The sequence below is a fragment of the Streptomyces sp. NPDC037242 genome, assembly GCF_055604165.1.
Window position 1 is genome coordinate 111,512 of sequence record NZ_JBVJUY010000004.1, and the last position, 26,784, is coordinate 138,295.

The 26,784-nt window shown below is 73.7% G+C and carries 27 protein-coding genes; 12 read left to right on the forward strand and 15 right to left on the reverse strand.

Annotation, left to right across the window (positions count from 1 at the left end; all coding sequences use genetic code 11):
* Positions 1-148 precede the first annotated feature (148 nt).
* The 3 genes from ACZ7GJ_RS07335 (at position 149) to ACZ7GJ_RS07345 (ending at position 3,142) form a co-directional block, all read left to right on the forward strand.
* Positions 149-760, forward strand: a complete 612-nt coding sequence (locus tag ACZ7GJ_RS07335; RefSeq protein WP_470750179.1) for a phosphoribosylanthranilate isomerase — start codon at positions 149-151, stop codon at positions 758-760.
* 69 nt (positions 761-829) lie between these two features.
* Entirely contained in the window at positions 830-1,570 is a 741-nt protein-coding gene (locus ACZ7GJ_RS07340) for a LamG domain-containing protein (protein WP_470750180.1), read from the forward strand.
* Between the two features lie 120 nt (positions 1,571-1,690).
* Positions 1,691-3,142, forward strand: a complete 1,452-nt coding sequence (locus tag ACZ7GJ_RS07345; protein ID WP_470750181.1) for an alanine/glycine:cation symporter family protein — start codon at positions 1,691-1,693, stop codon at positions 3,140-3,142.
* 58 nt (positions 3,143-3,200) lie between these two features.
* On the opposite strand, the gene ACZ7GJ_RS07350 is transcribed toward ACZ7GJ_RS07345, so the two are convergent.
* From ACZ7GJ_RS07350 to ACZ7GJ_RS07370, 5 genes are all read right to left on the reverse strand, one after another.
* Positions 3,201-3,794 (reverse strand): peptidase inhibitor family I36 protein, encoded by a 594-nt coding sequence (locus tag ACZ7GJ_RS07350; protein ID WP_470750182.1) that lies wholly within the window; start codon positions 3,792-3,794, stop codon positions 3,201-3,203.
* Positions 3,795-4,047: 253 nt separating this feature from the next.
* Positions 4,048-4,629 (reverse strand): dihydrofolate reductase family protein, encoded by a 582-nt coding sequence (locus tag ACZ7GJ_RS07355; protein ID WP_470750183.1) that lies wholly within the window; start codon positions 4,627-4,629, stop codon positions 4,048-4,050.
* A 94-nt stretch (positions 4,630-4,723) separates the two neighbouring features.
* Positions 4,724-6,202, reverse strand: coding sequence for a PTS transporter subunit EIIC (locus tag ACZ7GJ_RS07360; protein WP_470750184.1), 1,479 nt, complete (start codon positions 6,200-6,202; stop codon positions 4,724-4,726).
* A 36-nt stretch (positions 6,203-6,238) separates the two neighbouring features.
* Complete coding sequence (murQ, locus tag ACZ7GJ_RS07365; RefSeq protein ID WP_470750185.1) at positions 6,239-7,186, reverse strand: N-acetylmuramic acid 6-phosphate etherase; 948 nt, start codon at positions 7,184-7,186, stop codon at positions 6,239-6,241.
* Positions 7,183-8,148: a MurR/RpiR family transcriptional regulator gene (locus ACZ7GJ_RS07370; RefSeq protein ID WP_470750186.1), complete on the reverse strand. Its 966-nt coding sequence runs from the start codon at positions 8,146-8,148 to the stop codon at positions 7,183-7,185. Before ACZ7GJ_RS07370 ends, murQ begins: the two co-directional genes overlap by 4 nt.
* Positions 8,149-8,248: 100 nt before the next feature.
* Between ACZ7GJ_RS07370 and ACZ7GJ_RS07375 the strand changes: the two genes are divergently transcribed.
* The 3 genes from ACZ7GJ_RS07375 (at position 8,249) to ACZ7GJ_RS07385 (ending at position 9,499) form a co-directional block, all read left to right on the forward strand.
* Positions 8,249-8,629 (forward strand): hypothetical protein, encoded by a 381-nt coding sequence (locus ACZ7GJ_RS07375; protein WP_470750187.1) that lies wholly within the window; start codon positions 8,249-8,251, stop codon positions 8,627-8,629.
* Between the two features lie 7 nt (positions 8,630-8,636).
* On the forward strand, positions 8,637-8,903 hold the full coding sequence (locus tag ACZ7GJ_RS07380) for a DUF4031 domain-containing protein (RefSeq protein ID WP_470750188.1): 267 nt from the start codon (positions 8,637-8,639) through the stop codon (positions 8,901-8,903).
* 65 nt (positions 8,904-8,968) lie between these two features.
* A complete protein-coding gene (locus tag ACZ7GJ_RS07385) occupies positions 8,969-9,499 on the forward strand; it encodes an SMI1/KNR4 family protein (RefSeq protein WP_470750189.1) in 531 nt (176 codons plus the stop codon).
* An 11-nt stretch (positions 9,500-9,510) separates the two neighbouring features.
* Here the strand turns inward: ACZ7GJ_RS07385 and ACZ7GJ_RS07390 are convergent, their stop codons facing one another.
* Together ACZ7GJ_RS07390 and ACZ7GJ_RS07395 are read right to left on the reverse strand one after the other, a co-directional pair.
* Positions 9,511-10,722 (reverse strand): Cmx/CmrA family chloramphenicol efflux MFS transporter, encoded by a 1,212-nt coding sequence (locus tag ACZ7GJ_RS07390; protein ID WP_470750338.1) that lies wholly within the window; start codon positions 10,720-10,722, stop codon positions 9,511-9,513.
* 54 nt (positions 10,723-10,776) lie between these two features.
* A complete protein-coding gene (locus ACZ7GJ_RS07395; protein ID WP_470750190.1) occupies positions 10,777-11,457 on the reverse strand; it encodes an HD domain-containing protein in 681 nt (226 codons plus the stop codon).
* A gap of 143 nt (positions 11,458-11,600) precedes the next feature.
* Here ACZ7GJ_RS07395 and ACZ7GJ_RS07400 point away from each other — a divergent pair, with 143 nt between their 5' ends.
* Complete coding sequence (locus ACZ7GJ_RS07400) at positions 11,601-12,296, forward strand: copper homeostasis protein CutC (protein WP_470750191.1); 696 nt, start codon at positions 11,601-11,603, stop codon at positions 12,294-12,296.
* 234 nt (positions 12,297-12,530) lie between these two features.
* On the opposite strand, the gene ACZ7GJ_RS07405 is transcribed toward ACZ7GJ_RS07400, so the two are convergent.
* Positions 12,531-14,513, reverse strand: a complete 1,983-nt coding sequence (locus ACZ7GJ_RS07405) for a HelD family protein (RefSeq protein ID WP_470750339.1) — start codon at positions 14,511-14,513, stop codon at positions 12,531-12,533.
* Positions 14,514-14,978: 465 nt separating this feature from the next.
* Here ACZ7GJ_RS07405 and ACZ7GJ_RS07410 point away from each other — a divergent pair, with 465 nt between their 5' ends.
* Positions 14,979-15,164: a hypothetical protein gene (locus tag ACZ7GJ_RS07410; RefSeq protein ID WP_365925267.1), complete on the forward strand. Its 186-nt coding sequence runs from the start codon at positions 14,979-14,981 to the stop codon at positions 15,162-15,164.
* Between the two features lie 118 nt (positions 15,165-15,282).
* On the forward strand, positions 15,283-16,167 hold the full coding sequence (locus tag ACZ7GJ_RS07415; RefSeq protein ID WP_470750192.1) for a glycosyltransferase family 87 protein: 885 nt from the start codon (positions 15,283-15,285) through the stop codon (positions 16,165-16,167).
* Here ACZ7GJ_RS07415 and ACZ7GJ_RS07420 read toward each other — a convergent pair.
* Together ACZ7GJ_RS07420 and ACZ7GJ_RS07425 are read right to left on the reverse strand one after the other, a co-directional pair.
* A complete protein-coding gene (locus ACZ7GJ_RS07420) occupies positions 16,069-16,350 on the reverse strand; it encodes a hypothetical protein (RefSeq protein WP_470750193.1) in 282 nt (93 codons plus the stop codon). The two genes, ACZ7GJ_RS07415 and ACZ7GJ_RS07420, sit on opposite strands and share 99 nt — an antisense overlap.
* A 33-nt stretch (positions 16,351-16,383) precedes the next feature.
* Positions 16,384-18,027, reverse strand: coding sequence for a DNA repair helicase XPB (locus tag ACZ7GJ_RS07425; RefSeq protein ID WP_365925273.1), 1,644 nt, complete (start codon positions 18,025-18,027; stop codon positions 16,384-16,386).
* A 123-nt stretch (positions 18,028-18,150) separates the two neighbouring features.
* On the opposite strand from ACZ7GJ_RS07425, the gene ACZ7GJ_RS07430 reads away from it, so the two are divergent.
* Entirely contained in the window at positions 18,151-18,654 is a 504-nt protein-coding gene (locus ACZ7GJ_RS07430; protein ID WP_470750194.1) for a GNAT family N-acetyltransferase, read from the forward strand.
* On the opposite strand, the gene ACZ7GJ_RS07435 is transcribed toward ACZ7GJ_RS07430, so the two are convergent.
* Together ACZ7GJ_RS07435 and ACZ7GJ_RS07440 are read right to left on the reverse strand one after the other, a co-directional pair.
* The gene (locus tag ACZ7GJ_RS07435) at positions 18,639-19,229 is read right to left on the reverse strand and encodes a DUF4291 domain-containing protein (RefSeq protein ID WP_470750195.1); all 591 of its coding nucleotides are present in this window, start codon (positions 19,227-19,229) and stop codon (positions 18,639-18,641) included. The genes ACZ7GJ_RS07430 and ACZ7GJ_RS07435 overlap by 16 nt on opposite strands.
* A gap of 50 nt (positions 19,230-19,279) precedes the next feature.
* Positions 19,280-21,763, reverse strand: a complete 2,484-nt coding sequence (locus tag ACZ7GJ_RS07440) for a helicase C-terminal domain-containing protein (RefSeq protein ID WP_470750196.1) — start codon at positions 21,761-21,763, stop codon at positions 19,280-19,282.
* An 86-nt stretch (positions 21,764-21,849) separates the two neighbouring features.
* Here ACZ7GJ_RS07440 and ACZ7GJ_RS07445 point away from each other — a divergent pair, with 86 nt between their 5' ends.
* Entirely contained in the window at positions 21,850-22,890 is a 1,041-nt protein-coding gene (locus ACZ7GJ_RS07445; RefSeq protein WP_470750197.1) for a hypothetical protein, read from the forward strand.
* A 130-nt stretch (positions 22,891-23,020) separates the two neighbouring features.
* On the opposite strand, the gene ACZ7GJ_RS07450 is transcribed toward ACZ7GJ_RS07445, so the two are convergent.
* Genes ACZ7GJ_RS07450 through ACZ7GJ_RS07460 form a run of 3 tightly spaced genes read right to left on the reverse strand, consistent with a single transcriptional unit; the run spans position 23,021 to position 25,934 of the window.
* Positions 23,021-23,833 carry an ABC transporter ATP-binding protein gene (locus tag ACZ7GJ_RS07450; RefSeq protein ID WP_470750198.1) on the reverse strand — a complete coding sequence of 271 codons (813 nt, stop codon included), beginning with the start codon at positions 23,831-23,833 and terminating at the stop codon, positions 23,021-23,023.
* Positions 23,830-24,873 carry a FecCD family ABC transporter permease gene (locus ACZ7GJ_RS07455; RefSeq protein ID WP_470750199.1) on the reverse strand — a complete coding sequence of 348 codons (1,044 nt, stop codon included), beginning with the start codon at positions 24,871-24,873 and terminating at the stop codon, positions 23,830-23,832. The genes ACZ7GJ_RS07450 and ACZ7GJ_RS07455 overlap by 4 nt, the downstream gene beginning before the upstream one ends.
* Positions 24,870-25,934 (reverse strand): FecCD family ABC transporter permease, encoded by a 1,065-nt coding sequence (locus ACZ7GJ_RS07460; protein WP_470750200.1) that lies wholly within the window; start codon positions 25,932-25,934, stop codon positions 24,870-24,872. Before ACZ7GJ_RS07460 ends, ACZ7GJ_RS07455 begins: the two co-directional genes overlap by 4 nt.
* A 72-nt stretch (positions 25,935-26,006) precedes the next feature.
* Between ACZ7GJ_RS07460 and ACZ7GJ_RS07465 the strand changes: the two genes are divergently transcribed.
* Positions 26,007-26,657, forward strand: a complete 651-nt coding sequence (locus ACZ7GJ_RS07465; RefSeq protein WP_470750201.1) for an HAD family hydrolase — start codon at positions 26,007-26,009, stop codon at positions 26,655-26,657.
* Positions 26,658-26,784: the final 127 nt, after the last annotated feature.

The window sequence follows — 26,784 nt, forward strand, 5'->3', positions numbered from 1 at the left end:
CCTTCGATCACGATCGTCACCGTGGTCCTCCGCGTGGCGTGCTGCGCACTGGCTGTGATGCTCGTTCCAGGCTAGTGGCGCAGGGGTGGTCGCGCCCGGGTGCCGAGACGGATCACCGCCGGGCGGGGGGCTTTGGTTGACTGGGGGCATGAGTGATCTCTTCGTGAAGATCTGTGGCCTGAAGACCGCGCGGGACGTCGACGTGGCAGTGGAGGCCGGGGCCGATGCCGTCGGGTTCGTCTTCGCGCCCGGCAGTCCGCGTACGGTCGACGCGGCCACCGCGCGGGAGCTGGCCGCACGGGTGCCGGGCGGGGTGCTGACCGTCGGGGTGTTCCGCGGGCAGTCGGTCGCCGAGGTGCGGCGGTTCGCCGAGGAGAGCGGCGTACGGGGCGTGCAACTCCACGGCGAGGAGGGGCCCGAGGACTTCGCGGAGCTGCGGGCCGAGGGGCGCACGCTGCTGCGGGCCACCGCCGAGCACGTCAAGCGCTGCGGTGAGTACGGGGAGGACCTGCTGCTGCTCGACGCGCCCGACCCGGGCTCCGGTAAGCCGTGGAACTGGGGATCGGCGGACTTCACCGCGCCCGAGGGGCACTGGCTGCTCGCCGGCGGGCTGAACCCGGGCAATGTGCGGGAGGCGATCGCGACGACCGGGGCGTGGGGCGTGGACGTCTCCTCCGGCGTCGAGCGCGAGCGCGGGGTCAAGTCCCCCGAACTGATCCGGGCCTTCATCGAGGCCGCACGGGGCGGTGCACATCTCTGAAGGTAGTCATGTGATTACTCTGAGCGAGAACGGGTGTGTGGCCCGAGGATCTGCGGGCACTCAAACCGTATGGACTCGGACATGTTCGGATGGCTGCGGCGCCTGACGCGCCGCCTCGCTCCAGGCGGGGGCGGTGGCGGGGTGCCGGTGTTCACCCCGCGCCGCGCCCCCGTCTTCACCGCCGACTTCGCCTCGACCGCCCAGTGGATCGCCGGCCGCTCCTGGGCGTATCCCGACGGCGGCCCGGTCAACCCGGGCGACAACAAGCTGGACCACCTCGTCTCCGACCCCGCCTACAGCCGGGGCGGCGTCTTCCGGGCGACGCGCCGCCCCGACGGCGACTGGGACACCGGGCTGCTCACCACCGAGGGCAGCGACGAGGGCTTCATGGTGCGGACCGGCGACGTGCTGGAGGCCCGCGTCCGGCTTCCGGTGGAACAGGGGGCCTGGCCCGCGATCTGGACCTGGCTGGACGGCGGCCAGGAGATCGACGTCTTCGAGTACCACCCCGACAACCCCGACCTGCTGGAACTGTCCAACCACGTCCGGGAGGCGCACCGTTACCACCGCGACGCCACGGTCCGCCCGGGGGCGTGGGTCGACCTGAAGGTCGAGTTCGGGCGGAGCTCGGTCGTCTGGTGGGTCAACGGCGCCCGCGTGTACAGCGACGGCCGGGGCGTGGGCCGCAGCTGGCGCGCGTACCTCATCGTCAACCTGTCGGTGTCGGCCGGGAGGTACCACCCGGCGCCGGGGCCGGCGCTCACCGAGATGTCGTACGAGGTGTCACGGCTCCAGGTGTACCGGAGGTAGCCCGGGGGGCGTGCCGGTCGGGGGCGGGGCCGAAAGGCGCGTCCGGCGGGCCTTCGGGCCCGCGCCCAGCGGACCAAGGTCCCTGTCGGAGGGCCTTCGGCCCCGGGGAGACTTCGATCCATGGACACCCTGGACTCGCTGATCGTCACCGTGAACGATCACCTCTGGACCTACCTGCTGATACCGCTGGTGGTCGGTGCCGGCCTGTACTTCACGGTCCGGTCCAGGGCAGTGCAGCTGCGCCTGCTGCCCGAGATGTTCCGGGTGGTGAAGGAGAAGACCCCGCCGCGCGCCGACGGCCGCAAGCAGGTCTCGTCCTTCGGGGCCTTCACCATCTCCGCGGCCGCGCGCGTCGGCACCGGCAACATCGCCGGCGTCGCCACCGCCATCACCCTGGGCGGCGCGGGCGCCGTCTTCTGGATGTGGATGATGGCGCTGATCGGCGCGGCCTCCGCCTTCGTGGAGTCGACCCTCGCCCAGCTCTACAAGGTGCGGGGTGCGACCGGCGCGTACCGGGGCGGTCCGGCGTACTACATGCAGCGCGCGCTCGGTAAACGCTGGCTCGGCGTGCTCTTCGCGGTGACCATCACCGTCACCTTCGGCCTCGTCTTCAACGCGGTGCAGGCCAACACCATCTCGGCGGTGGCCACGGGCTCGCTGCCGGAGACCGACACGGCCTGGTTCGGCCCGGTGACCGGCCTCCTGCTCGCGGCCCTCCTCGGCCTGGCGGTCTTCGGCGGGGTCAGGCGGATCTCGTCCGTGACGACCGTGCTGGTCCCGGTGATGGCCGTGATCTACCTGCTGCTGGGCGCGGCGGTGGTCCTCCTCAACATCACGGAGTTCCCGCGGGTCCTCGCCGACATCGTCGGCGGCGCCTTCGGGCTGCGCGAGCTGGCGGCCGGCGGCGTCGGCGCGGCGATCCAGCAGGGCATCCGGCGCGGCATGTTCTCCAACGAGGCCGGCCTCGGCTCGGCTCCGAACGCGGGCGCGGCGGCCGAGGTCTCGCACCCGGTCAAGCAGGGCCTCGTACAGTCCCTGGGCGTCTTCTTCGACACGATGCTCGTCTGCACGATGACGGCCTTCATCGTCCTGGTGACCAACCCGGAGCTCTCGGGCCGGCAGGGCGCGGACCTCACGCAGACCGCGCTGAGCGACACGCTGGGCGGCTGGGCGGGCCACGTCCTGACGGTGGTCGTCTTCATGCTCGCCTTCAGCAGCATGATCGGGAACTACTACTACGGCGAGACGAACATCCAGTTCATCACCCGCAGGCGGTGGGTCCTGCCCGGCTACCGGGTGCTGGTCCTGTCGGCGGTCGTCCTCGGCTCCCTGGGCTCGGTGTCGGTGGTCTGGAACGTGGCCGACGTGTTCATGGGCTTCATGGCCCTGGTCAACCTGCTGGCGATCCTGCCGCTGTCGGCCATCGCCTTCCGGCTGCTGGACGACTACCTCGGGCAGCGCCGCGCGGGCCTGGAGCCGGTGTTCACCCGCGACCGGATGCCGGACCTGAGGGGCGTCCAGTGCTGGGACCCGGTCCGTACGACGGTCCGGGCCCCGGCGGGGCTGGGCTAGTGGTGCGCGTTACGGGTACTGCTACGGGTGCGGGTACTGCTACGGGTGGGGGTGCGGGTCAGCAGACCCACAGGCCGTCCGCCCTGTCGTTGGCCCAGTTGCCGACGTAGGAGCTCGACGACGGGGCGGCCGCGGACCACAGCTGCTCCCAGGAACTGCCGGTCCAGTTGTAGACGGTGGTCACCGTCCCCCTGGTCTGGTTGTTGTGCCAGGACGAGGTCTGGTCGTTGAACCCCCAGTTGGCGAGGTTCTCGAAGTTGCAGTCCGACCACGTCAGTCGGCGGCCGTCGAAGTTGGAGTGCTGGTAGAGGCAGGTCCAGGCGTAGTTGCAGTTCGGCGAACCGAGGGCAGCGGCGGGCTCGTTCACGGCCCGCGCCTTCGTCTCTCCGGGCAGCGGCCAGGTCATGACGGCCTTCCCGTCGCGCCAAGAGGCCTGGTTGAGGCTGATCCGCTTGCCACCCGGGGTCAGGGCCAGCTGCTTGTCGATCTGCTTCTGCAGGTCGGCCACTTCGCTGCTGCTCAGACCGGCCTGGTCGGCCTGGGTGGCGATGGTGGAGTCGAGGGTGGACTGGGCGGAGGAGGTGCCGGAGAGGCCGAAGACGGCGAGGGTGCCGGCCGCCAGGGCCACGGCGAACCTCGTGCTCGTGCGCATAGGAATCGTGTTCCCTTCTCGTCACGAAAGCCCCGGTTTTTGTGGGGCGACGCCACGCTATGGCACGATTCGCGGCCCATCCAGGTCCGTACCGGACAGAGGCCCTCTTGACCCGCTCCGCGCGCGTCGGGCCTGGCCGCGGTGTGCCCGCGGCGCGAAGTCCCGTCCCGCGGGCGGAGGAAGCCCGCCGTCCACGGCGTCAATGAGCCAAGGTGCCGCCGGCGCCCCGATCGGCTCATGCCGGCGGCATGGGTCAGCGGGTCCGTCGGTGTCGCAGGAGCACCACCTGGGAGTCGAAGGTCCGGGACTCGACGAGTTCCAGGCCGAAGCGGTGGGCCTGGGCCTGGGCCTGGCCCTGGAACACCGGCTTGCCGCCGCCCAGGACCACGGGGTGGACGAAGATCCGGTACTCGTCGATCAGGCCGTGCGCGGTGAGGTGGGAGGCCAGCGCGGACCCGCCGAACAGCAGCAACGTCACGCCGGACTCCTTGAGCGCGGTCAGCTCCCCGACCACGTTCTCGCCGATCACCCGGGTGTTCCAGTCGGCCTTCTCCAGGGTGCGGGAGACCACGATCTTGGGCGCCGCGCGCCAGATCGGGGCGAAGGCCAGGTCGTGCTCGTGCGTCGAGTGCTGCTCCGCCTGCGGCCAGTAGCCCGCCATCATCTCCCAGACCACGCGTCCGTACAGGAACACCTTGTCGCCGCCGGTCAGCTGCTGGGCGTAGGCGGAGAGCTCCGGTCCCATCAGCGGCCAGTCGAACTCGCCGTCGGGGCCCTCGATGAATCCGTCGAGGGACTGGTGCACGAAGTGGATGAGCTTGCCGTTGGTGCGCATGGCGGTGTCCTGTCCGGCCGGTCTCCCGCGCCCCGGGGCGCGCTGTCATCTCTACGTCGAACGGGCCGCCCCGTTCTCGACATCCGGTGGCCGGCTACGCGAGGGCCGGTTCCGGCGAGGGCTCGGTGGCGGGGGTCGTCGGCGTGGGGTCCGGGTCGGTGTTGAGCTCCGTCAGCATCTCCCGCGTGAAGCCGAAGAAGTACGTCGCCACGAAGCCCACCAGGTAGCCGACCGCGAGGCCGCCCGCGTAGATCGCGATGGTGGGGCCCATGCCCGCCTTGCCGTCGAGCAGCGGGAAGAGGGCCCAGCCCGAGGGCCCGATGGCCGTGGAGCCGAAGGCGACACCGAGCTGGTTGAAGAGCCCGACGAAGGCACCGCCCGCGGCGCCGCCCACGCAGGCGGTGACGAAGGGACGGCCCAGCGGCAGCGAGACGCCGTAGATCAGGGGTTCGCCGACGCCGAGGAAGCCCACCGGGAGCGCGGACTTGATGGTGGTGCGCAGGGAGCGGTTGCGCGGGAGGCGGTAGTAGACCGCGATGGCCGCACCGACCTGGCCCGCGCCCGCCATGGCGAGGATGGGGAGCAGGACCGTGTACCCGGACTGCTCGATGAGGGTGGTGTGGATCGGGATCAGGGCCTGGTGCAGGCCGAGCATGACCAGCGGCAGGAAGAGGCCGCCCAGGATCAGCCCGGCGAAGGCGCCGCCGGTGGCGAGGAGCCAGTTGGCGAACGTACCGATGGCGGTGGAGGCCTCACCGGCGATGAACATGAGGCCGAAGATGGTGACCAGGCCCGAGACCAGGACCGTGAGGGTGGGGGTGATCAGGACGTCCAGGGCCTCCGGGACCCAGCGGCGGCACCACTTCTCCACGTACACGGCGAGCAGGGCGGCTCCGAGCGCGCCCAGTACGCCCCCCTGGCCGGGCTTCAGCTCCATGCCGAAGGCGGTGATCTTCGCGACGCCCGGGAAGACGATGATCGCGGCGACGGCGCCGCCGAGGATCGCCGTACCGCCGAACTCCTTCGCCGTGTTGTAGCCGACGAACACCGCGATCAGCGACATGAAGCCGGAGGCCATCGCGGCGAGCGCGGGGACCACCGCCGGCAGCCAGCCCATGTTGGTCAGCACGCCGTTCAGGCCGGCGATGACGCCGCAGCCGATGAGCGCCGGGATCAGCGGGACGAAGATGTTCGCGATGCGGCGCAGGAACAGCTTGAAGGGGGTGGAGTTGCGCTCCTTCTGGGCCTCCTTCAGCGCAGCGCCCCGGTCTTTGAGCTCGTCCGCGGTGACGGCGTGCGCGGGCGCTGCCGAGCGGCCCTCCTCGACCAGCGCCTCGAACTCGGGCGTGACGCGGGCGACGGTGCCCGGGCCCAGCACGATCTGGTACGTGTCGTCGTCGACCACGCCCATGACCGCCGGGAGGGCCTTCAGTGCCTCGTCCTGGACGAGCGAGCGGTCCCGCAGGCCGATGCGCAGGCGCGTCATGCAGTGCGCTACGGAGGTGATGTTGTCCGGGCCGCCGACCAGAGGAAGGATCGCGGCGGCTGTGGCGCGGTTCTTGTCAGTGGACATGGTGGTGGTCGCCTTGCTGTCGTGGACGAGGTCAGGTCAGCGGGTCTGGGTCTGGGTCTGGGGCTGGGTCTCGGCGAGGGCCGCGCGGAGGTGGCCGGCCGAGGCGGCGAGCAGTTCGGCGGCCTTCGGCCCGTCGACCCCGCCGAGGATGACGAGGATGGCGTCCTTGACCTCGCCGCCGGTGGCGGTGAGCGCCGCCTCGATCTCCGTGTCGGGTGCGCCGGTGGCCAGCGCCACGATGCGGCGGGCGCGGGCGCGCAGCTTCTCGTTGGAGGAGCGCATGTCGACCATCAGGTTCCCGTAGGTCTTGCCGAGGCGGATCATCGTGACCGTCGAGATGAGGTTGAGCACGAGCTTCTGCGCGGTGCCGGCCTTCAGCCGGGTGGATCCGGTGAGGAGTTCGGGGCCGACGACCACCTCGATGCCGTGCTCGGCGGCCGCCGCGAGCGCGGAGCCGGCGTTGCAGGACAGGCCGACGGTGAGCGCGCCGCGCGTACGGGCGAACTCGACGGCGCCGATCGCGTACGGGGTGCGGCCGGAGGCGGAGATGCCGATGACGGTGTCCTCGGCGGTCAGCCGCAGCGCGGTGAGGTCCTCGGCGGCCAGCTCCCGGGAGTCCTCGGCACCCTCGACGGCCTTGACCATGGCGGAGGGGCCGCCCGCGATCAGGCCGACGACCTCGGCCGGGTCGGTGTTGAAGGTGGGCGGGCACTCGCTGGCGTCCAGTACGCCCATCCGCCCGGCGGTGCCGGCGCCCGCGTAGACCAGGCGGCCGCCCCGGGCCATGCGCGCCGCGACGGCGTCGACGGCGGCGGCGATGCGCGGCAGCTCCCCGGCGACGGCGGCCGGGACGGTGGCGTCCTCGGCGTTCATGAGGCGGGCGATCTCAAGGGTGGACAGCCGGTCGATCTCTGCCAGTTCGGGGCGGAAGGCCTCGGTGGTCAGTGTTTCGAGCTGGGCGCGGAGTTCGGCGTACGCGGTCATGTGCGGGGCTCCTGGCGGGTGGTGCTGCGGTGGCGGTGGGCGAGTGCCTCGTACGAGGCCGCGAGCGCGGGCGCGGCGGTCTCGTAGGTCTGCTGCGCGACGCCGACGAACAGGCAGTCGACGACGAGCAGTTGGCTGGTGCGGCTGGACATGGCCGCCGGGCGCAGCTGGGTCTCGCGGGCCGCGGAGGTGGTCAGTACCAGGTCGGCGTGGTGTGCGACCGGGGCGTTCGGGCGGCCGGTGACGGCGATGGTCGTGGCGCCGTGCTCGAAGGCGGTGCGGAACGGCTCGATGACATCGCCCGTGGAGCCGGAGTGGGTGATCGCGACGGCCACGTCGCCGGGGCGCAGCAGGACGGCGTTGGTGACGGCCAGGTGGGGGTCGCTGTGGGCGTGGGCGATCAGGCCGATCCGCAGCAGCTTCTGGGCCAGGTCCTGGCCGACGAGGGCGGAGGCGCCGACGCCGTAGATGTCGATGCGGCGGGCGGTCGCGAGCGCGGTGACGGCGGCGGAGAGCTGGGCCAGGTCGAGGGCGGCGGCGGTGTCGGCGAGGGTCTGCGCCTCCTCCTGGGCCAGTTTGGCGACGACGTCCGCGATCGGGTCGTCGACGGCTATGTCGACGGTGACGGCGGGTGCCGCGCCGGTCTCCTGCTGGGCCGCGAGCGCGGCGAGGGCCAGGCGCAGGTCGCGGTAGCCGGGGTAGCCGAGGAGGCGGGCGGTGCGGACGACGGTGGCCTCGCTGGTGCCGGTGTGCTCGGCCAGGGCGGTGACGGTGAGCCGTGAGCAGCCCGCGGGGTCGGAGGCGACGGCTTCGGCGACGGCCTGCATGGAGCGTGTCATGGAGGGGGCGAGGCTGCGCACGCGGGCGCGCAGGGCGTGGGCCGGCGGGGCCGGTGGCGGTGTCGGCGGGGCCGGAGGTGTCGCGCCGTCGGGGCTGAAAGTTTCTTTCGAGTTCTCGCTCACCCTTGAAATCTATTTTCAGAGGAGGTGGGGGTCAAGGCGCCATCGGGCCTGCGGAAAAGGGACCTTCGTCACCGGGCCCCCGCGGGTCCACAATGGGCCCATGGACCACGCGACCCCCCTGGAACAGGCGCTGCACGTCGCCCGGGCTCTGGTGCTCGCCGATCTCGCCGCGGGCGAGGTCGCCGATGCCGATGTCGTCTCCCTCGTCGAGGACTCGGTCACGCACCGCCGCTGGTGGGTGGAGCAGTGGCCGGAGGGGGCCGACTACCTCGCCGGACTCGTCGCACAGGACGTGCAGGACGCGCTGTTGGAGAAGCACGGACGCTGGCCGCTGTGCCCGGTCTGCTCGCACGGCGACCCGCACGCACTCGACGTCGAGCCGGAGCTGGGCCCCGACCCGCACTGGGTGTGCTCGGAGGCGGGAGTGCGGGTGGCTGCGGTCGGCGCCCTCGGACCCGTTTTCCACACCGGCGGCCGGTGAGCCGCCGGTGACGCTCTACATCGACCCTCCGACCTGGCCCGGGCACGGCCACCTGTGGTCGCACCTGGTCAGCGACGTCTCGTACGAGGAGCTGCACGCCTTCGCCGAGTCCATCGGCTGTCCGCCGCAGGCCTTCGAGAGGGACCACTACGACGTGCCGTCCCACCGCTACGCGGACGCGGTGGGCGCGGGCGCGGTGGAGATAGGCAGCAAGGAACTGGTCCGCCGCCTCACCGCGGCCGGCCTCCGCCGCCCGAAGGGCCGCCCGGCGTAGGAGGCCGTCCCTTGCGGATCCTGCCGTGATCCTGCCGTGTCAGTGGGCTCCGTTAGCCTTCGCCGGTGATCGAGACCACCGGCGAGGACCGCCGTTTTCCGCATGCCCTGACCGAGGTGTCCCGGGTCGAGTTCGACTACGGCGACGAGGGCGAGGGCGTCGACTTCCTGCCCTACGCGGCCTTCCAATCCGCCGAGGAGACCACCGACTGGCTGCGCGCCTGGACGGCGAACAACGAGCTCGACGGCGGCGCGTACCGGATCTTCGGCCAGGACGGCTCCGGCGGCCTCGCCGCCATCTGGTGCGTCCGGCCGGAGCGCCCCCTCGCCGGGCAGCCCGTGGTGTTCATGGGCTCGGAGGGCGAGGTCGGGGTGGTGGCCGGGGACCTGTCCGACTTCCTGTGGGTGCTGGCCGACGGCTTCGGGCCGAGGGAGGCCGCCCTGTACTCGGAGCGCGAGGCGCGCCCGGACGCCGTCCTGGCCGGGATCGCCGAGCGGCACGCGACCACCCCGCGCCGGTCCGCCCGCGAGATCGTCGCGCAGGCGCAGGCGGAGTTCGCGACCTTCGAGGAGGACCTCGACGAGCTCTGCCGCTGAGGCGCAGCCCCCTAGACCTTCTCCGACGCGCTTGCGCGGGACGGCGGGGAGGCCGCCACGATGCGGGTGCGGGCGGGGGTGCGGCGGTCCAGGCGCAGGGCCGCGACGCCGAGGGCGATGGCGGTGACGGTCATGGCGGCGCCGGCCCAGGCCGTGGCCGCGAAGCCGTGGCCCGCGTCGATGACGGTGCCGCCGAGCCAGGGGCCGCCGGTGTTGCCGAGGTTGAACGCGGCCGTCGTGGTGGCGCCCGCCAGGGTGGGGGCGGCGCCCGCGACGTTGAACATGCGGGCGTTCAGCGCCGGGGCGGTGAAGAACGCCGAGAACCCGAGCAGGAACGAGAGGACGATCGCCGCGGCCGCGGTCGACGCCAGCAGAGCGAGCGCCGTCAGGAAGACGGTCGAGGCGGTGATGCCCCACAGCATCACGCCGAACAGGTGCGCGTCCGCGACCCGGCCGCCGACGGTGGTGCCGACCAGCGCCCCGATCCCGAACAGGCCGAGGATCCACGGGACCCACTTCGAGTCCAGCCCGGCCACGTCGGTGAGTAGCGGCGACAGGTAGCTGAAGGCGCAGAAGACGCCGCCCGCGGCCAGCGCGGTGATGCCGATCGCCAGCCACACCTGGCGGTCCCGGTAGATCCGCAGCTCCCGCGAGAGCGTCGGCTTCTCGGCGGGCAGCGGGATCCTCGGGATCAGCGCGAGGATGCCGACGAGCGCCACCGCGGAGGCCGCGCCGACCGACCAGAACGCGGAGCGCCAGCCGAGGTGCTCGCCGAGGAAAGCGCCGGCGGGGACGCCGAGGACGTTGGCGATGGAGAGGCCGCCGATCATGACGGCCATGGCCCGGGCCCGCTGGTGCTGTTCGACCATCGCGATCGCGACGGCCGCGCCGACGGCCCAGAAGCCAGCGCAGGCGAGCGCGGAGACGATGCGGGAGGCGAAGAGCAGCTCGTACGAGGGGGCCAGCGCGCCTGCGACCTGCCCGAGGCCGAAGAGGCTGATGAGGGAGATGAGCGTGGTGCGGCGAGGTAGCCGCAGGGTGGCCACGGCCAGCAGGGGGGCGCCGACGACCATGCCGATCGCGAAGGCGGATATCAGCAGACCCGCCTGCGGAATGGTGACGTCCATGTCCTCGGCGATGGGCGGCAGGAGCCCGGAGAGCATGAATTCGCTGGTTCCGAGTGCGAAGACGGACAGGCCGAGGACGTAGACGGCGACGGGCATGCGGGGGCGTTCGGCTGCTGTGGGCACGACTCTCACCAACCGCCGCGAACGCGATCACATTCCCGCGGGGTCCGCTTCTGCGGCCTCCGCCAGCTGCGCGAGCTCCGCCGCGAGGTTCGCGCGGGCCGGGGCCTCCCAGTGCGCGGTGCCGTACGGGGTGCGGAAGAGGCGGGGCAGGGCGAGCAGCTGGCGCAGCACGGCGGCGCGCCCGGCGCGGAACGCCTCGTCGGGGACGAAGCCGTACTCGGCGCGCACGGCCGCCGCGTACGCCGCGTACGCGTCCGGGGCGCCGGCCAGGACGGCCAGGTCCGCGTCGCAGAGCACCTCGCCGTCGGTGTCGCCCGGGGCGGGGTCGTGGGTGACGGTGAGCCGCACCAGCCGGGCCACCTCGGCGGTGCGGGCGGCGTCGACGCCGAGCTCGGGCAGGGCGCGCTCGGCCAGGGCCGCGCTGCGCTCCTCGTTCTCGGAGCGGTCGGGGCGGTAGACGGCGTCGTGGAACCAGGCCGCGAGCTCCACGGCTGCGGGGTCCGCGGCATGGTCCGCCAGTACGTCGATCCGTGCGAGTACGTCGGCCAGGTGCGCGGTGGTGTGGTACCTGCGCTGCGGCTCCGCCCAGGCGGTCAGCAGCCGGTCGGCGTAGGGCGCGGGGTCGCGGTCGGCGCCCGCGGCGGACGCGGTCGCGTGCCAGCGGGCGCGGAGGGCCGCGGTGTCGGTGTGCGCGGGGTCGGTGTCCATGGGCACATTGTGGGGGTGGCGTGATTGTGCTGGTGAAGCGCGGGCGAAGGCCCGTACCCTGGCATTGGACTAGACCTATTTTCCAAACCGGCCGGTAGTGGCCGGTACCGGCCAGACGAGCAGATTCCGAAGGATGGGATGACATGAGCAACCGTGCGCTCCTGGAGGTGATCGCCCTCGACGCTGAGGACGCGATCGCGGCCCAGGCCGGTGGGGCCGACCGCCTCGAACTGGTAGCCGACATGGCCGCCGACGGGCTCACCCCGCCGCGCGAGACCTTCGCGGCGATCAGGGCGGCGGTCGACATCCCCCTGCGCGTGATGCTCCGCAAGGCCGACGGCTTCTCGGCGGGTTCCGCCGCGGACCTGGAGCTGCTCGTCGCGGAGGCGCGGGCACTGCGCGCGGAGGGGGCCGAGGAGTTCGTCCTCGGCTTCCTGAACCCGGACGGCAGCCCCGACCTCACCGCCGTCGAGGCCCTCGTGGCGGAGCTGGCCGGCTGCCGCTGGACCTTCCACCGGGCCATCGACCGCGCCGCGGACCGGGACCAGTTGCGCAAGGCCCTCGCGGACGCGCCCGGACTGGACACCTACCTGACGGCCGGCGCGGCGGCGGGCGTCGACGCGGGTCTGCCGGTGCTGCTCGCGGAGGCGGCGCGCAGCGGTGAGCCGGGCTACGGGGCGCGCATCCTGGTCGGCGGGGGCCTGACCCTCGCCCACCTGCCGGTGCTGCGCGGGGCGGGCATCGACGCCTTCCACATCGGCGGCGCGGCCCGCCCCTCCGGCTGGGACCACCCCGTCTCGGCCGCCGCCGTCGCGGACTGGCGCGCGGCCCTGGCCTGAGCCGGCGGGGCTCCCGCCCCGGACCCTGGCCCGCGTCGGCCTCGCGCCGGCCATGTGCGGCCTCGCGTCGGCCATGTGCGGCCCCGCGTCGGCCATGTGCGGCCTCGCGTCGGCCTCGCGCGGGCCAGCCACGGGGCTCCGCGCCGGACCCCGCGCCTCAACCGTCGGCGGGGCTGCTCCTGCGGCGGAGCGTTTGCGGCGCGGGGTCCCCGGAGGCCCCGCGCAGCGGGGCCGTCAGGTCAGCGCCGACGGCAGGGCGGCCGCGTGGAGCAGGGTCAGGCCCGAGACGGCCCGGGTCAGGCACACGTACAGGCGGCGCAGCCCGGTGCGTTCGTCGGGCTCGCCGTCCACGATCGCCGACGGCTCGTCCAGTACGACGTAGTCGTACTCCAGACCCTTCGCCAGCGAGGCCGGCACGAGCGTCAGCCGCGACTCGGCCGTCGTCTCCTCGCCGGGCGCCAGGTACGGCAGGCCCGCCGCCACCAGCGCCTCGGCCAGCGCCGGAACCCGCGCGTCCGCCGCGATCAGCCCGATCGAGCCCTCGTGCGCGAGCGAGGCCCGGCAGGCCTCCAGCGCCGCGGCCGTCAGGTCCGCCGGCTCGGCGACCGGCGAGACGACCAGCGAGCCCGGGGTCTCACGGACCGAGGAGACCGGGGCCAGATCCGGGGAGATGGCCGGCAGCAGCCGGGACGCGTACGCGATGACCTCGCGCGGCACGCGGAAACCGGCCCTCAGCTCCTCCAGCACCGCCTCCGGCTTGCCCAGATGCGTCAGCGCCTCGTCCCAACTGCGCGTGGCCCACGGGGTGGTGCCCTGCGCGAGGTCGCCCAGCACCGTCGCCGAGCCCGTCGTGCAGCGCCGCCCCACCGCCCGGTACTGCATCGGCGACAGGTCCTGCGCCTCGTCGAGGACGACGTGGCCGAGCGAATGCGTCCGCTCCACCAGGTCCGCCGCCTCGTCGATCAGCACCAGGTCCGCCGCCGACCACTTCGCCGACTTCACGCTGCGCGCCGGCTTCTCCCACAGCAGCAGCTTCTGCTCGTCCTCGGACAGCACCCCCTGCGCGTGCGCCGCCAGGAACTCCGGGTCCGCCAGCAGCCGCAGCACCAGCTTCGCCGGCTCCACCAGCGGCCAGACCTCCTTCACCACCGCCTTGACCGCGGCGCTGCGCGCCACCGCGTCCTGCACGCGGTCGTCCGGCGCCTCGCCCGCCTGCTCCATCCGTACGAGGACCGAGTGCGCGATCCGCTGCGGCAGCGCGTCGCGCGCGGCGCCGTAGCGGATGTCGCGGTTCTGGAGCTCGGCGACGATCTCCTCCAGCTCGTACGCCGGCACCCGCCAGCGGCGCGAGCCGCGGACCACCATCAGCGGTTCGACGGGCAGGGTGACGTGCGAGCGCACCGCGCGGCGCAGCACCTGCGCCATCCGGGCGTCGCCCTTGACCACGGCGGTCGCGGCCGCGTCGGTGCCGCGTACCTCCAGGCCCTCGCGCGCGACGAGGTCGTCGACGGTGGCCTGCTTGACCTCCAGCTCGCCGAGCGCGGGCAGGACCTGCTCGATGTAGTGCAGGAAGGAACGGTTCGGCCCGATGACCAGCGTGCCCGTGCGGGCGAGGCGGTCGCGGTGTGCGTAGAGCAGGTACGCGACGCGGTGCAGGCCGACCGCGGTCTTCCCGGTGCCGGGGCCGCCCTGGACGCAGACGGACCCGGACAGGCCGGAGCGGACGATCTCGTCCTGCTCGGGCTGGATCGTCGCCACGATGTCGCGCATCGGACCCACGCGCGGCCGCTCGATCTCCTGCTGGAGCAGCTTGCTGACGGCGGCCGCCTCGGAGGGGTCCGAGAGGTGCTCGTCCTCGTACGCCGTCAGCTCGCCGCCCGTGTAGCCGAAGCGGCGGCGCAGCGAGACGTCCTGCGGGTCGGCCTTGGAGGCCCGGTAGAACGGCTGGGAGACGGGCGCGCGCCAGTCGATCACCATCGGGTCGCCGTCGGCGTCGTGGACGTGCCGGCGGCCGATGTAGAACTGCTCGCCCTCGGCGCCCTCGGCGAGCTCCGCGCCAGGTGCGTGGAGGTAGTCGAGGCGGCCGAAGAAGAGCGGGGTGTGGGAGAGGTCGGCGAGTGCCTTGATGCGGTCGTCGATCTGGGCCTGGAGGACGATCGCGTTGACCCAGTTCGCGGTGACGTCGCGGATGTCGAGGGCCTCGACGTCCTCGCGCATGGCGCGCAGCGCGGAGCGGGAGGCGGACAGGTGCGCCCGCTCGCGGCCCAGGGGGTCGTTGTCCGGGTCGGCGGCGGGGTCGGCGGCGGGGTCGGTGACGTGGGCGTGCGCGGGCACGGAACTGCCTCCTGCTGATCGTCTGTGTGATCGGTACGACGCGGCGCGGTACGGCGATCGGTACGGAACATGCCCGCCGGTTTCCGGCCGGTGGGCGGCTCTCCCCGGTGAGGCCAACGGGAGGCGGCAAGAGCGGAGATTGTAGTCACCGCGGCGGCGGCGCGCGAATGGATTACCGGGCCGGAAGTCCCGCGCGGGCAGGCGCCCGTACGGGGGTCATACCTGGGAGTGTCAGACCTGCGGCAGAGGCCCTAGGGGCCGGCATGGTCCGGGAGTAGTACTCGGGAGGGCCGGGGATTCCCTCCCCAGAGCGATGTGCGGGACGGCAGGAAAACGCACCATGGATACATGAGCACCGCAACCTTCACCCCGGTCCAGGGTCGCCACGCGAGAGGCGCGACCGCCACCTCCGACCACCGCCCGCGCCACCGCGTCGGCAGCGTCCTGCACGCCGCCAGGGTCTTCGCCGCGACCGCCGTGAGCGTCGTCGTCCTGGGCGAGTACGCCGAGGACGCCGGGGTCATACGCCGCTGACCCCCGGTGGCCGCCCTGCCCCTCCGGGGTGCCGCCTTGTGTGCGGTCGCCTGTGCGCGGTGGCCTGATACCGGCTGACCCCGACAAGGGGACGCCGTTGATCCACTAAGGTCACGCCGTGACCCGGAGCCCCGACCCCAGCCGCTCGCCGTCGCCTCTCGCCGGTGCGCTGGTCACGGGCTCGCTGCTCGCCCTGGGCGTGCTCCATGTCGTCCTGCGCATCCCGATGGCCGACGCCCTCGTCCGCGGCTTCTCCGCCGCCGAATGGCGCCCGCCCGCCGCGTACCCGCCCTTCGCGGCGATCCTGTTCACGCCGGCCGCCTGGCTGCCGCTCGGCGTACTGAAGGCCGTCCTCGTCCTCGGCAACGCCGGCCTGCTCGCCCTGCTGATCCTGCTGTCCTGCCGCCTCGCGGGACTCCCGGCCCGGCCGGGTCCCGTCCTGGCCGCCACCCTCGCGGGGCTGTGGCTGGAGCCCGTGTTCCAGACCCCGCTGTCCGGGCAGATCAACCTGGCGCTCGCCTGCCTGGTCCTGTGGGACCTGCGCCGGCCCACCGCCGCCCTCGGCAAGGGTTTCGCCCTGGGCACCGCCGCCGGGATCACCCTGACCCCGGCGGTCCTCATCCCGTACCTGCTGCTGACCGGCCGCATCCGGGCCGGCCTCACCGCCCTGGGCGCCTTCGCCGGCACCGGCCTGCTCGGCCTGCTGGTCCTCCCGCAAGCCTCCGCCGAGTTCTGGTCCCGGCACCTGCCCGCCACCGGGCGGGCCCTGCTGCTGGACTGGCCGCACCTGTGGGTCTGGTCCGTCCCCCTGCTCACGGCCCTGCTCACGGCCCTGCTCGCCCGCACCGCGCGCGGCCGCACCCCCGCGCCGCCCACCGGCCTCCCGGGCGTCCCGACCCCGAGGTCACCCCTCGGGGAGGAGGATGTCCGCATCGTCGAAGACCCGCAGCACGACGAGCAACAGCCGCCCCCGCGAGACCACGTACTCGGCCATGATCTGTGAGGTGAGCCGGATCTCACGATCCTGCTCGCCCGCCCCTATCGGCCGGGACAGCTCCGTGTACGGATCGCGGGCCAGGATGTCGAGCGCCTTGTCGAAGGAGGCGCGGCGCGCGGGTTCCAGCCGGTCACGATCGCGGCCCGCCGACTCCGTGAAGAGGACCTCGTAGATCTCCTGGTGCGTCATACGGCAAGCGTAGTCCTCGGCCGCGGGTGGCCGTCAGTCGCTCGCCAGCAGCTCGTCCGCGTCCATGATCCGGTAGGCGTAGCCCTGTTCGGCCAGGAAGCGCTGGCGGTGCGCCGCGAAGTCCTGGTCGATCGTGTCGCGCGCGACGACCGAGTAGAACCGCGCCTCGTGGCCGTCCGCCTTCGGACGCAGCACCCGGCCCAGCCGCTGTGCCTCCTCCTGGCGGGAGCCGAAGGTGCCGGACACCTGGATGGCGACCGTGGCCTCGGGCAGGTCGATGGAGAAGTTCGCGACCTTCGACACGACCAGCACGCTGATCTCGCCCTCGCGGAAGGCGTTGAAGAGCTTCTCGCGCTGCGCGTTGGACGTCTCGCCCTTGATGACCGGCGCGTCCAGGTGCTCACCGAGCTCGTCGAGCTGGTCGATGTACTGCCCGATGACCAGCGTCTGCTCGCCCTGGTGCTTGCGCACCAACGCCTCGGTCACCTTCCGCTTCGTCGCCGTCGTCGCGCAGAACCGGTACTTCTCCTCCGTCTCGGCGGTCGCGTACGCGAGCCGCTCCGACTCGGTGAGGTTCACGCGCACCTCCACGCAGTCGGCGGGCGCGATGTAGCCCTGCGCCTCGATCTCCTTCCACGGGGCGTCGAACCGCTTCGGCCCGATGAGCGAGAAGACGTCCGACTCGCGGCCGTCCTCGCGCACCAGCGTCGCGGTCAGACCCAGCCGCCGCCGGGCCTGGAGATCGGCGGTGAACTTGAACACCGGCGCCGGCAGCAGGTGCACCTCGTCGTAGACGATCAGGCCCCAGTCCCGGGAGTCGAACAGCTCCAGGTGCGGGTAGACACCCTTCCGCTTCGTCGTCAGGACCTGGTACGTGGCGATCGTGACGGGCCGGATCTCCTTGCGGGTGCCGGAGTACTCGCCGATCTCCTCCTCCGTCAGCGAGGTCCGCTTGACCAGCTCGTGCTTCCACTGGCGGGCCGACACGGTGTTCGTGACCAGGATCAGCGTGGTCGCCTTGGCCATCGCCATGGCACCCGCGCCGACCAGCGTCTTGCCGGCGCCGCAGGGCAGGACGACCACGCCCGAGCCGCCGTGCCAGAACCCCTCGACGGCCTGCTGCTGGTACGGCCGCAGCGCCCAGCCGTCCTCGGCCAGATCGATCGGGTGCGCCTCGCCGTCCACGTACCCGGCGAGGTCCTCGGCCGGCCAGCCCAGCTTGAGCAGGGTCTGCTTGATCTGCCCGCGCTCGGAGGGGTGCACGGCCACGGTGTCGGCGTCGAGCCGGGCGCCGACGAGCGGCGTGATCCGCTTGGACCGCAGGATCTCCTCCAGCACCGGCCGGTCGGTGCTGGTCAGCACGAGCCCGTGCACGGGGTGCTTGGACAGGGTGAGACGGCCGTAGCGCGCCATGGTCTCGGCGACGTCGACGAGCAGCGCGTGCGGGACCGGGTAGCGGGAGAACTCGACGAGCGCGTCCACGACCTGCTCGGCGTCGTGCCCGGCCGCCCGCGCGTTCCACAGCCCGAGCGGGGTGATCCGGTACGTGTGGATGTGCTCGGGAGCCCGCTCCAGCTCGGCGAAGGGCGCGATGGCCCGACGCGCGGCTCCGGCGAGCTCGTGGTCGACCTCCAGAAGGAGGGTTTTGTCGCTCTGGACGATGAGTGGCCCATTCACCTGGCGTGCGTCCCTTCCTGCATACGGCCGCCCGGACGCGGACGGCCAAACCTCCAGTCTGCCGTATCGCTGCGCGGGCGGGGCGGCTTCTGTGCCGGGCGGGGCGGTGCTTATGGTCCCGGCATGAGTGACGAGATCGACGAGATGGACGAGAGCGGTACGACCGGGGACCGGGCGGACGGCTTCGTGCCGGACGGGTTCGACGCACCCGGCGGGCTGGAGGGGGACGGCTTCCGGCTGGAGCCGCTCGGGCCCGAGCACAACGAGCGGGACCTCGCCGCCTGGAGCGGCAGCATCGCGCACATCCGGGCCACGCCCGGCTTCCTGCGGTCCTGGCCGCCGCTGGAGGGCATGTCCGCCGAGGAGAACCTGGCCGACCTGGTGCGCCACGCGCGGGACTTCGCCGACCGCCGCGGGTTCACCTACAGCGTGCTGGAGGGGGAGAGCGAGGTCGTCGGATGCCTCTACATCTACCCCGCCAAGGACAACCCCGGGCGCGTGCACGTCAGCTCCTGGGTGCGCGCCGACCGGGCCGCGCTCGACGGGGCCGTGTACCGCGCCGTCACCCACTGGCTCTCCGAGGCGTGGCCCTTCGACGCCGGCCGGGTCGACTACGCCCCCAGGTGAGCCAACGGCCCGGCGGGGTACGGGCTCTCCACCGGCAGCAGGGCGCGCGCCGCCGCGTCCTCGCCGGCGCGGACCAGGCCGTGGACCTCCCGGGCCAGCGGCGTCACATCGCGGATGGAGAGCGTCCACTCGTCGGCGTACGCGCGCGAGGACGGCCCGGACAGGCCCAGCTGGAGCGAGCGGTACGGCAGCGGTTGCAGGTGCAGGTCGCGCTCCGGGTCCCACTGGACGCGCGCGGACGTCTCGCGCAGGGACTTCTTCCAGGCGTTCCGGTCGTCGTGCACGCCGGACTCGTAGTGCGACAGGCAGGCCTCGCGCAGTGCCCGATCGAAGCCCGCGCGGGTGATCTCGATCGCCAGCACCGTCTCCTGGCCGGCCTTCTCCGCCCAGCCGCAGCGATACATCATCCACAGGAACGACGGCTTGATCCAGGTCATCCGCTCCCGGTTCCAGGCCGCCGGGAAGCGGCCGTCCCGCGCGGCCGGCTGGCCGAGGTGGGGCCCGTACGCCTGGTAGACGGTGATGGTGGTGGCGGTGTGGGCGGCGCGGATCTGGCGGTTCGGTACCTCGTGCATGGGCTCAGCGTGCGGGCCGCCGGCCCGGGCCCGCCACCGTTTTTCGACCGCTACACCTGGTCCTCCGCGAGTTCCGCGACCCCGGTGATCCGGTGCAGCGGGTACGTGCGCACCTCGTCGGCCGTGTGGTCGTACCCGGTGACGAAGCCGCCCTCCACCCGCACCGGGGCGATGACCCGCTGGCTCGCCGCCCCGTCGGCGTTGACGTAGCCGATCCACACCGCCGAGCCGGTCAGCGCGGCCGCCTGCACCGTCGCCAGGGTCTCCGCCGCGCTGGTGCGCGGGAGTTCACCGGGCGCCGGGGCCGGGACCCCGCCGCCGCCGGCGGGTTCCTTGCGTACGGCCGTCGCCGCCAGGTCGCCCGCGCGGATGGCCCGTACGGCGGCCCCCAGCAGCTTCACGTCCGGTACCGGCGGCCCGTCCGGCACCGGCACGGGGGCCGTGCGCCGCGGGGTGCGGTGCGCGTCGGCCCGCGCCACGAGCACGTCGCCGGTACGGGATTCCGCGGCCGGCGCGTACCCCATCGCCCGCAGCCCGTCGAGCAGCGCACCCGGATCGGCCTGCGAGGCCAGCACGGTCGGGGCGAGGCGGCGCAGCCCCAGCCCGGCGGACCGCTTGTCGGCCAGGATCTCGTTCAGCATGCCGTCGTCGTCGCAGCGCACGTACGAGGAAGCCGCGCCGACCCGCAGGTGCCCGTGCCGCCGCGCCACGTCGTCGATGAGGTACGACAGCGGCTGCGGAACCGGGGTGCGGCTGTGCTCGGCGAGGAAGGCGTGCAGGTCGACGGCGGTGCGCCCGGCGTCCAGGGCCCGGCGCACCGAACCCGGCGTGAAGCGGTACACGGTGGCCCCGCCCTTGGACTCCACGTCGGCCAGCACGGCCAGCGTGTCGCCGAGCGGCCGGCGCAGCGGCCCGGGCGCCACGGCCGTCAGGTCGGCCTGGAGCAGTACGTGGTCCACCGGCTCGGGCAGCATCGGCGCGAGCATCGGCGCCGGGTCGCGTTCCTCCAGCAGCGCGCGCCCGAACGCGGAGAGCGCGCCCCGGCCGGTGACGCCGAGGACCTCGGCCTCGGTCATGGCCCACTGCGCGAGGCGGGCCCGCAGATCGCTCGTACCGCGCACCGGGCGCTCCCACGCGAGGCGGCCCTGGACCGTGTCGGGGTCCGGGGAGCTGCCTTCGGGGAGCGCGGCGAGGAGTTCGAGGACGCGTCTGCGGACCTCGGGGGCGGCCGAGCGGTCCAGTTCCGGGCCGAGCGCGGACAGCGTGCGGCCCTTGCTGTCCTGCTCGCCGACGAGCCCGGCGGTACGGGTCGCGGGCAGCCAGGCCGCGGCCAGCGCCGACCACCGCTCGGCGGGCGGCAGTTCGCACCAGTCGTCGAAGGCGGGGGTGGGCGCGTACCGCTCGTCCGCCTCACCGTCGCTGGCCAGCAGCCCGGCCGCGTAGGCCAGTTCGATCCAGAACGCCGCCGACGGCTCGGTGGTGTCCAGGGCGGACGCGGCCCGCTTCAGATCGCGTACGGACAGCCCGCCGGCCCGCAGCACCGGCGGACCGGTGTGCTCCCAGGACTTCACCAGTTCCTCGACGGTGGACAGGGCGGCCAGCGCCTGCCCGGCCGCGTTCGCGTCCACAAGCTGTGGACGGTGCTCGCGGTGCGCGGCCACCTGTGGCGCCACCGGCTCCGGGGTGCGGTGGGCGAGCCCGCCGCGCAGGTGCAGCGCCACCTCGCGCGGCAGTACGACGGTCCGTGCCGAGGCGGGCAGCAGCAGCCCCCGGTCGCGCAGCCAGCGCACGGGCGGGGTCGGGCTCGGGGTCACCTCCCCGTACGGCGGCCCCCACACGAGCCGGCCCAGCACCTGGTGGGCCTCGGCCGGGGCCTCGTCGAGCAGCGCCGACATCCGCGCGGGGTCGGTGAACAGCCCGGTCAGCGCGGTCACGGCGGACACTGCGTCGTGCGTGGCGGGCAGCCCGGCGGCCACCACGATCTCCTGGATCCGGGTCGGCGACATCCCGGCGGTGGCCTCGGCGACGGTCGGACCGAGCCCGGTGGGGGAGGGCCGCCCGGCCGACGGGGCGAGGAGCTCGCGGGCGGTGCGCACCAGGCGCAGCCGGTCCTCGTCGCCCCAGACCAGGGCCTGGTCGCGCAGTACGCCCAGCGCCGGCGGGAGCGCGGCGCGGGCCGCGCTCTCCCCGGCGTACGAGCCCTGGTGGCCCGTCAGCAGCGACTCCAGCACCGGGTACGGGCAGGGGTCCGGGGCGACCGCGAGGGCCTCGGCCGTCTGCAGGGCGAACCGGTCCAGGCGGTCCAGCGCCCGGACCACCGAGGCGCGGGTGCCGGCCCGGGTGGCCAGCTGCGTCACGTCCCCCGGTACCGGGTTCAGCAGGTCCGGGCGCGCGTGCAGCAGGGCGGCGAGCGCCGCGTCGTCGCGGGCGCGCAGCGCCTCGGCGAGGGAGCGCGGGGCGCTTCCCGCAGTGCTCGGGTCAGGCACGGTCGTCGCCTCCTGGTCACGTCGGCCGGTTCGTCGGCCGGTCCCCATCCGGCCAACGGTATCCGCTGCGCCCGCGGCAGCTCCACGGGCGCACGCGCTACCTTCGGCTCAGGAGGTACGGGAGGAGCCGGGGCGTGGGGATCGAGAGCGACCATCTGGTCTACGAATATCTGAGCCGGGTCGGGGACTTGGCGCAGCGGCGGCAGCTGTCCTCGGGCGACCGGATGCGGCTGGTGGCGGGGTTGCGGGACGAGATCGACCGTCGGCGCGCCAAGTACGACCCGGAGACTCCGGCCGCGGTACGCCGGATCCTGGACCGGATCGGCAGTCCGGAGGAGGTCCTGGACACGCTGGGCGCGCGGCCCGCGCCGACGGGCGGGTCCGTGCCCGAGCAGTCGGGGCCCGCGGTGCCGACCCAGCGCGGCCGGCGCCGGGCCGCTCCCGACAAGGTTCCCCCGCCGCGCCCCGCGGACACCGCGCCCGCGCCGCCGCACCTGGCCGGGCTCGACGAACTCGGCGACTCCGAGACGGCGGAGCCCGACTGGTGGCGGGTCGCCCCGGGGCCGTACGGCGACGGTCCGCAGGTCGAGGGCTTCGCGGGCGGGCTGGAGTTCCCGGACCTGCGCAAGGCACCGCCGGGGAAGGACGGGCCCGGGAAGGACGGGCTCGGGAAGGACGCGCCCGGGAAGGACGCGGCGGAGCCGGGCGCGGAGCCGGAGCCGGAAGCCGGCCGGGCCGCCGAGCGGCAGGGCCTCGTACGGTACTTGCGCGAGCGGCGGCGTGCGAAGGCCGCGGCCGCCGCCCCCGAGCCGGAGCCGGCCGCCGCCGCGGCGCGGCCCAGGCCGCACGCGTTCCTGCTGCTGGCGGCGGCCTCGCTGGTGGCGGGCGCGGTCACCGGGTACTGGATGCTGCTCGCGGCGGGCTGGCTGCTCGCCTACGCCTCGCGGGTGCTGGGGCCGGCCGAGCGCAAGTGGGTGGTCTTCGGCCTGCCCGGGGCGGTGTTCGCGAGCGCGGTGGTGTGGCTGTGGGGGCGGCTGAACGGCCGCTGGGGCGAGGCGCTGGCCGACGACGCGCTGGGCGAGGCCTTCCACGGCATGTGGCCGTGGCTGGCCCGCGGCGCGGCCCTCGCCTCGGCGCTGTACCTCCTGTGGCGCTCCCGCCGCCGGGTCTCCTGACGCGGAAGCAGGAATACCCGTACAGCCGGTGGTACACGGCCGGCCCGGGGGGAACCCTCGACGGACGGAGTCCGGCGCAGCGGGCAGAAGCCCGGGAGGCGCCCCGGCGCCGAGCGGTGCGAGGCACGCGTCAAAGAGCAGGAGCCCACGGGGACGACGGGACCACCAGGGGGGAGCCGGTCACCGGGTCCGGGATGACGACCGAGTCGAGGCCGAAGACCTCGCGGACCAGGTCCGCCGTCACCACCGACGCCGGCGGGCCCTCGGCGACCACCCGGCCCGCCTTCATCGCGACGAGGTGGTCCGCGTACCGGGCGGCCTGGTTCAGGTCGTGCAGCACGGCCACCACCGTGCGCCCGCGGTCGTGGTTGAGGCGCCGGACCAGGTCCAGCACCTCCACCTGGTGGGCGATGTCGAGGAAGGTCGTCGGTTCGTCGAGCAGCAGCAGGTCCGTGTCCTGCGCCAGCGCCATCGCGATCCACACCCGCTGGCGCTGCCCGCCCGACAGCGCGTCCACCGGACGGTCCGCCAGGTCCGCCACCGACGTACGGGCCATCGCCTCGACGACCGCCCGCTCGTCCGCCTCCGACCACTGCTGCCACCAGTGCTGGTGCGGCTGGCGGCCCCGGGCCACCAGGTCCGCGACCGTGATCGCCTCCGGGGCGACCGGGGACTGCGGGAGCAGCCCGATCGTCTGCGCGATCCTGCGCGTCGGCAGCGAGGACAGCGCCGCCCCGTCCAGCAGGACCGCACCCGAGCGGGGCTTCAGCAACCGTCCCAGGGCCCGCAGCGTCGTCGACTTGCCGCAGGCGTTCGGGCCGACGATCACCGTGACCTTCCCGTCGGGGACGGCCAGGTCGAGGTCCTCCACGACCACCCGGTCCTCGTAGGCCAGCGTCAGCGCGCTCGCGGAAAGCCGGCTGCGGCCGGTACTCGTGTTCACGCCTTGCCTCCAGTGCGGCTGCGTACGATCAGCCAGATCAGGTACGGGGCCCCGACGGCGGCCGTCAGCACGCCCACCGGGAGTTCGGTCGGTGACAGCAGCCGGCGCGCCAGCAGATCGCCGAGGACCACGATCACCGCACCCGTCAGCGCCGAGGACAGCAGCGGGATCTGCGCGGTCCGCGTCATCCGGCGGGCGATCTGCGGCGCCAGCAGCGCGACGAAGTCCACCGGCCCGGCCGCGCCCGTGGCGACCGAGGCCAGCACCACGCCCAGTGCGACCAGCCCCAGCCGGACCCGGCCCAGCCGCACGCCCAGGGCCGTGGCCGTGTCGTCGTCCAGGGAGACCGAGCGCTGCGCCCGCGCCGCCCACAGCACCCCCGGCAGCAGCGCCGCCAGCACCCACGCCAGCGGGCCCGCGACGTCCCAGCCGCGGCCGTTGAGGGACCCGGTCATCCAGATCTGCGCCTGCTGCGCCACCAGGTAGTCGCCCTTGGTCATCAGCAGGGTCGTCACCGACCGCAGGGCGATGGCGAAGCCGATGCCGATGAGCACGAAGCGCGTGGCGTGCAGCCCGCCCCGCCACGCGAAGACGTACACGAGGGCGGCCGCGACGATCCCGCCGAGCACCGAGAGGTACGGGAGGACCGCGTACGAGGTCACGCCGAAGGTCAGCGCCGCCACCGTGACCGCGCTCGCGCCCTGGCTGATGCCGATGATGTCGGGGGAGGCCAGCGGGTTGCGGGCGACGGTCTGGATCAGCGCCCCGGCGATGCCGAAGGCCAGGCCGACCAGCAGGCCGACCGTCATCCGGGGCAGCCGCAGCGTGCCCACGACCAGCTCGTCGGGGGACGGCTGCCCCAGCAGCACCTTCACGACCTCGCCGGGGGAGACGAAGGACTCCCCGACCGACAGGTACACCACGCACACCGCGGCCAGCAGCGCCCCGAGGGACACCGCCACCGCCGCCGCCCGCCGGTGCAGCAGGAAGGACCCCCGCCGGGTGCGGAGCAGCCCGTAGCCGTGCGGAACCGTGCTCACGCCGACACCTTCTTGCGCCGCACCAGCGTGACGAGGAACGGCACCCCGATCAGCGCGGTCATCACCCCGGCCGGGACCTCGCCGGGCGGCACCACGACCCGCCCGATGACATCGGCGACCAGCAGCATCACCGGCCCGGTCAGCGCGGCCATCGGCAGCACCCAGCGGTGGTCGCCGCCGACGACCGCCCGAGCGATGTGCGGGACGGCCAGCCCGATGAACGCGATCGGCCCGGCGGCCGCGACCCCGGCGCCGGTCAGCACGGTGGCCCCCAGCCCGCCGATCACGCGTACGGCGGCGATGTTCTGGCCGAGCCCCTTCGCCACGTCCTCGCCCAGCGCGAGCGCGTCCAGGCCGCGCGCCACGGACACCACCAGCACTGCTCCGACCAGCAGGAACGGCCAGATCTGGTGCACCACCTGGAAGTCGCGCCCGGCCACCGAGCCGACCTGCCAGAAGCGGAACTCGTCCAGGGCCGAGGCCTTGGTCGTCAGGACGCCCATGGTGACGGAGACGAGCAGGGCGTTGATCGCGGCCCCGCCCAGCGCCAGCTTCACCGGCGTCGCACCGCCGCGGCCGCTGGACGCGACGGCGTACACGGCGACCGAGGCGACCGCGGCGCCGGCGAAGGCGAACCACACGTACCCGGTCAGGGTGTGCACCCCGGCGAAGGCGATGGCGCAGACGACCGCGACCCCGGCGCCCTGGCTGATGCCGAGGATGCCGGGGTCGGCGATCGGGTTGCGGGTGAGGCCCTGGAGCGCGGTCCCGGCGAGTGCCAGGGCCGCGCCGACCATCAGGGCTATGAGCGTGCGCGGGACGCGCAGCGTACGGACGACTTCCGCGTCGGGGCCGCCCGCGCCGCGCAGCAGCGCGTCGAGGACCTCGCCGGGCGGGATGGAGCGGGCGCCGACCGCGAGGCTGAGGAGCACGGCGCACAGCAGCGCGGCGGATGCGACCGCCAGCCACGCGATGCGCCGGCCCGGGCGGGTCGGACGGGGCGTCAGGGCACGCCGTACGGGGGCGTCGGCGCCGGGGCCGTCGAGGGCGGGGGCTGACATGTCACCAAATTTCACTGTCCGGTAAGGCGAGGCTAAGTCTACGTTCCCGTGCTTCCTCCCCGGCTCGGGACAATGGCCGGTATGAGCCCCGAGAGCACCGCCACCCCGATCCTGACCGTCGGCTTCGACCTCGATATGACCCTCATCGACTCCCGGCCGGGCATCAAGGCCGCCTACCAGGCGCTTTCGTCCGAAACGGGTACGTTCATCGACGCCGACGCGGCCGTCACGCGGCTCGGTCCGCCGCTGGACGTGGAGCTCGCGAACTGGTTCCCGGAGGCGGAGGTCCAGGCCATGGCGGACCGCTACCGGGAGATCTATCCCACATACGCCATCGAGCCGACCCCGGCGATGCCCGGGGCCCGCGAGGCGATCGAGGCCGTCCGGGCGCTCGGCGGCCGCGCGATCGTGGTGACGGCGAAGCACGAGCCGAACGCCAAGCTCCACCTCCAGCACCTCGGCATCGAGCCGGACGCGGTCATCGGCTGGCTGTGGGCGGAGGCCAAGGCGGGCGCGCTGCGTGAGCACGGGGCGCAGATCTACGTCGGCGACCACGTCGGCGACGTACGGGGCGCACGCGCGGCCGGTGCGCTGGCCGTGACGGTGCCGACGGGCCCGTGCCCGGAGGCCGAGCTGCGCGAGGCCGGCGCCGACGTGGTGCTGGCGGACCTCACGGAACTGCCGGCCTGGCTGGCCCAGTACAGCCGCACGCAGCGGGCGTAGCGGGCGTAGCGCTAGGGGGTGGGGGGGGGGGGGGGGGGGGGGGGGGGGGGGGGGGGGGGGGGGGGGGGGGGGGGGGGGGGGGGGGAGCGGAGAGAGAAACCCCCCCCCCTTGGGGGAGGAGAGGAGG

What these genes read in the sequence shown, in the direction of transcription:
- ACZ7GJ_RS07335 (WP_470750179.1), top strand. Translation starts at nt 149, where the DNA reads ATGAGTGATCTCTTCGTGAAGATCTGTGGCCTGAAGACCGCGCGGGAC.
- ACZ7GJ_RS07340 (WP_470750180.1), top strand. Translation starts at nt 830, where the DNA reads ATGGACTCGGACATGTTCGGATGGCTGCGGCGCCTGACGCGCCGCCTC.
- ACZ7GJ_RS07345 (WP_470750181.1), top strand. Translation starts at nt 1,691, where the DNA reads ATGGACACCCTGGACTCGCTGATCGTCACCGTGAACGATCACCTCTGG.
- ACZ7GJ_RS07350 (WP_470750182.1), bottom strand. Translation starts at nt 3,794, where the DNA reads ATGCGCACGAGCACGAGGTTCGCCGTGGCCCTGGCGGCCGGCACCCTC.
- ACZ7GJ_RS07355 (WP_470750183.1), bottom strand. Translation starts at nt 4,629, where the DNA reads ATGCGCACCAACGGCAAGCTCATCCACTTCGTGCACCAGTCCCTCGAC.
- ACZ7GJ_RS07360 (WP_470750184.1), bottom strand. Translation starts at nt 6,202, where the DNA reads ATGTCCACTGACAAGAACCGCGCCACAGCCGCCGCGATCCTTCCTCTG.
- murQ (WP_470750185.1), bottom strand. Translation starts at nt 7,186, where the DNA reads ATGACCGCGTACGCCGAACTCCGCGCCCAGCTCGAAACACTGACCACC.
- ACZ7GJ_RS07375 (WP_470750187.1), top strand. Translation starts at nt 8,249, where the DNA reads ATGGACCACGCGACCCCCCTGGAACAGGCGCTGCACGTCGCCCGGGCT.
- ACZ7GJ_RS07390 (WP_470750338.1), bottom strand. Translation starts at nt 10,722, where the DNA reads ATGCCCGTCGCCGTCTACGTCCTCGGCCTGTCCGTCTTCGCACTCGGA.
- ACZ7GJ_RS07395 (WP_470750190.1), bottom strand. Translation starts at nt 11,457, where the DNA reads ATGGACACCGACCCCGCGCACACCGACACCGCGGCCCTCCGCGCCCGC.
- ACZ7GJ_RS07400 (WP_470750191.1), top strand. Translation starts at nt 11,601, where the DNA reads ATGAGCAACCGTGCGCTCCTGGAGGTGATCGCCCTCGACGCTGAGGAC.
- ACZ7GJ_RS07405 (WP_470750339.1), bottom strand. Translation starts at nt 14,513, where the DNA reads ATGCGCGAGGACGTCGAGGCCCTCGACATCCGCGACGTCACCGCGAAC.
- ACZ7GJ_RS07410 (WP_365925267.1), top strand. Translation starts at nt 14,979, where the DNA reads ATGAGCACCGCAACCTTCACCCCGGTCCAGGGTCGCCACGCGAGAGGC.
- ACZ7GJ_RS07420 (WP_470750193.1), bottom strand. Translation starts at nt 16,350, where the DNA reads ATGACGCACCAGGAGATCTACGAGGTCCTCTTCACGGAGTCGGCGGGC.
- ACZ7GJ_RS07430 (WP_470750194.1), top strand. Translation starts at nt 18,151, where the DNA reads ATGAGTGACGAGATCGACGAGATGGACGAGAGCGGTACGACCGGGGAC.
- ACZ7GJ_RS07435 (WP_470750195.1), bottom strand. Translation starts at nt 19,229, where the DNA reads ATGCACGAGGTACCGAACCGCCAGATCCGCGCCGCCCACACCGCCACC.
- ACZ7GJ_RS07440 (WP_470750196.1), bottom strand. Translation starts at nt 21,763, where the DNA reads ATGGGGACCGGCCGACGAACCGGCCGACGTGACCAGGAGGCGACGACC.
- ACZ7GJ_RS07460 (WP_470750200.1), bottom strand. Translation starts at nt 25,934, where the DNA reads ATGTCAGCCCCCGCCCTCGACGGCCCCGGCGCCGACGCCCCCGTACGG.
- ACZ7GJ_RS07465 (WP_470750201.1), top strand. Translation starts at nt 26,007, where the DNA reads ATGGCCGGTATGAGCCCCGAGAGCACCGCCACCCCGATCCTGACCGTC.